Here is a 1,851-nt window from a genome sequence, read left to right on the forward strand (position 1 = left end):
CACGAACCTGAGCGACCCCGGCCGCGACGGCGGTTAGCAGGGCGCCGAGGAGCAAGATGACCGCCGGGATCCCCACGGCGAATTCGGCCGTCACGGCACCCCGAGAGGCCGTCGCGTTTGCGGTGCCGGGCGAACTAGCCGGATCCGCAGCGCAGAGCGAACGCGCCGGGTCGCGAGCGCCGAGGATCGGCCTCACGGGATCGACAGTGCCGAGCGAATGATATTGAGCAGGAATCCCCTGACTTCTTCGCTCCGAAGGATCACGACGAGCAACCCCGCAAACGCCACAGCACCCAAGGTCGCGATCGCGTATTCGGCGGTCGCCATCCCGTCCTGACCGAGCATCCGGTGACGCGGGGCTCGCACACGGCGACGAGGAGCCCGCAGTCGCCGTCGCCGTCCCCGAAAAGAACTCGGGTTCGGGAGCACCCACCAGCGCGAGGGCGCATCTTCTCTGTACCGGCCCGGCGCCGCCGGCGGGCGCGGCTGTTCGACCGCCGCCGCGTTCGAGGCCCCCGGATAGAGCTCGATGACGTCGGAGACGTGGGCCCGGACTCCCGCTGAATCCGGGACTCGCGCGGCGGTGGTTTCACTGGACATGGCTCCCCCATTTGTCGTGGCTTGTTTGTCGTGGCTTGGTTGGTCCGGCGTCCCTCTCGGTGCCGGGCCCTCCTGCGGTCCGGGCGCCGGACGGTTCCGGCGCCACGGCCAGCGCCAAAGGCGCCGGCAAGTCGCGACCCGCTGGGTCGCGACGCCCGCAGGACCCGGCAGGGCCCCGCGGGAACTCGAAAGCGGCGTACCCCGCCCACGCGTAGAACGTCATCCCGGCATCATCGAGATGAGGACGGGCACGACTCCGAGACAGAGGAACGCCGGCAGCGAGCAGGCCCCCAGCGGTACCACGAGCCGCACTCCGAGGGCTGCCGCCTGCCGTTCGAGCTCGCGGTGCCGGTTTCGGCGGAGGAACCGAGCGCGCGCCGAGATAAGCTCGGACGATGGTGCGCCCGTGGCCGCGGCGAAAGCCAGGGCACGCCTGATCCCCGGGCCATCCTGCCCATCAGGCTCTCCGGCCCACGCCTGGTCCCACGCAACCCCAAGCTCGAGGGCCGCCGCCGCCCGTCCCACAGGTCCGGTCTCGCCGCCGGACACGCGAGCCACGATCCTCAAGGCCCGCGCGAGGGGCGAGCCTGCCTCAAGCATCGCCGCCACGAGCTCGAGGACGAGCGGCGCGTCAAGGGACCCGGCTCTGGTCACGGACGGCGACGGCCCGCTACGGAACCTCAGACTCGACGCCGCAGGGCTCCGTGACGATGCGAGGCCGCTGGCGGGCAGGCTCCCGCGCAGTGGGCGATGAACCGCCACGCACCACGCGGCGAACGCCGCGATGGCGGCCACCGCTCCCCACGGACCGTTCATCGGACCGCTCCCGCCGCGGCCACGAGGCGAGATGACCAGACCCGTCCCGCGATCGTCAGCGCGAGTCCCGCCGCGAGGCACGCGCCTCCCCACGGCGTCCCGAGGAGAACGCCCAATGGGTCGACGCCGAGGAGGGCGCCCATCGCAAGGCCGACCAGAGGGAGGAAGCTGAGGATCCGGGTCGTCGCCCTCGGCCCAGCGAGCGCGGTGGCACGGGCCGCCGCGGCATCGGCGTCTGCTTCGAGCTGAGCCGCAAGGCGATCGAACACGCCGGCGAGCGGGCATCCGGACTCCTCGGCGACCTCGATACACGCGGCCACGTCGCCCCACACGCAGCGCGGGACCTCCTGCAGCACGTGGTGGCGGGGCCGCCCGGACGAATGCGGACCGGTGGCTCCCGCCTTGATGAGCCCCGCGGCCTCGCGGATCGCCTGG

Annotated in this window: 3 protein-coding genes; all 3 read right to left on the reverse strand. The window is 72.4% G+C overall.

From position 1 onward, the window contains the following. Positions 1-192: 192 nt before the first annotated feature. On the reverse strand, positions 193-600 hold the full coding sequence (locus ACLN58_RS21720; RefSeq protein WP_415857288.1) for a DUF4244 domain-containing protein: 408 nt from the start codon (positions 598-600) through the stop codon (positions 193-195). A gap of 219 nt (positions 601-819) precedes the next feature. After that, complete coding sequence (locus ACLN58_RS21725; RefSeq protein ID WP_415857289.1) at positions 820-1,254, reverse strand: type II secretion system F family protein; 435 nt, start codon at positions 1,252-1,254, stop codon at positions 820-822. Between the two features lie 158 nt (positions 1,255-1,412). After that, the coding region (locus ACLN58_RS21730) for a type II secretion system F family protein (RefSeq protein WP_415857290.1) at positions 1,413-1,851 on the reverse strand (439 nt) is incomplete at its 5' end.

The sequence above is a fragment of the Sinomonas sp. G460-2 genome (genome assembly GCF_047759905.1).
GTDB lineage: Bacteria > Actinomycetota > Actinomycetes > Actinomycetales > Micrococcaceae > Sinomonas.

Coding starts and splice junctions, on each gene's coding strand:
- ACLN58_RS21720 (WP_415857288.1), bottom strand. CDS start 600: ATGTCCAGTGAAACCACCGCCGCGCGAGTCCCGGATTCAGCGGGAGTC.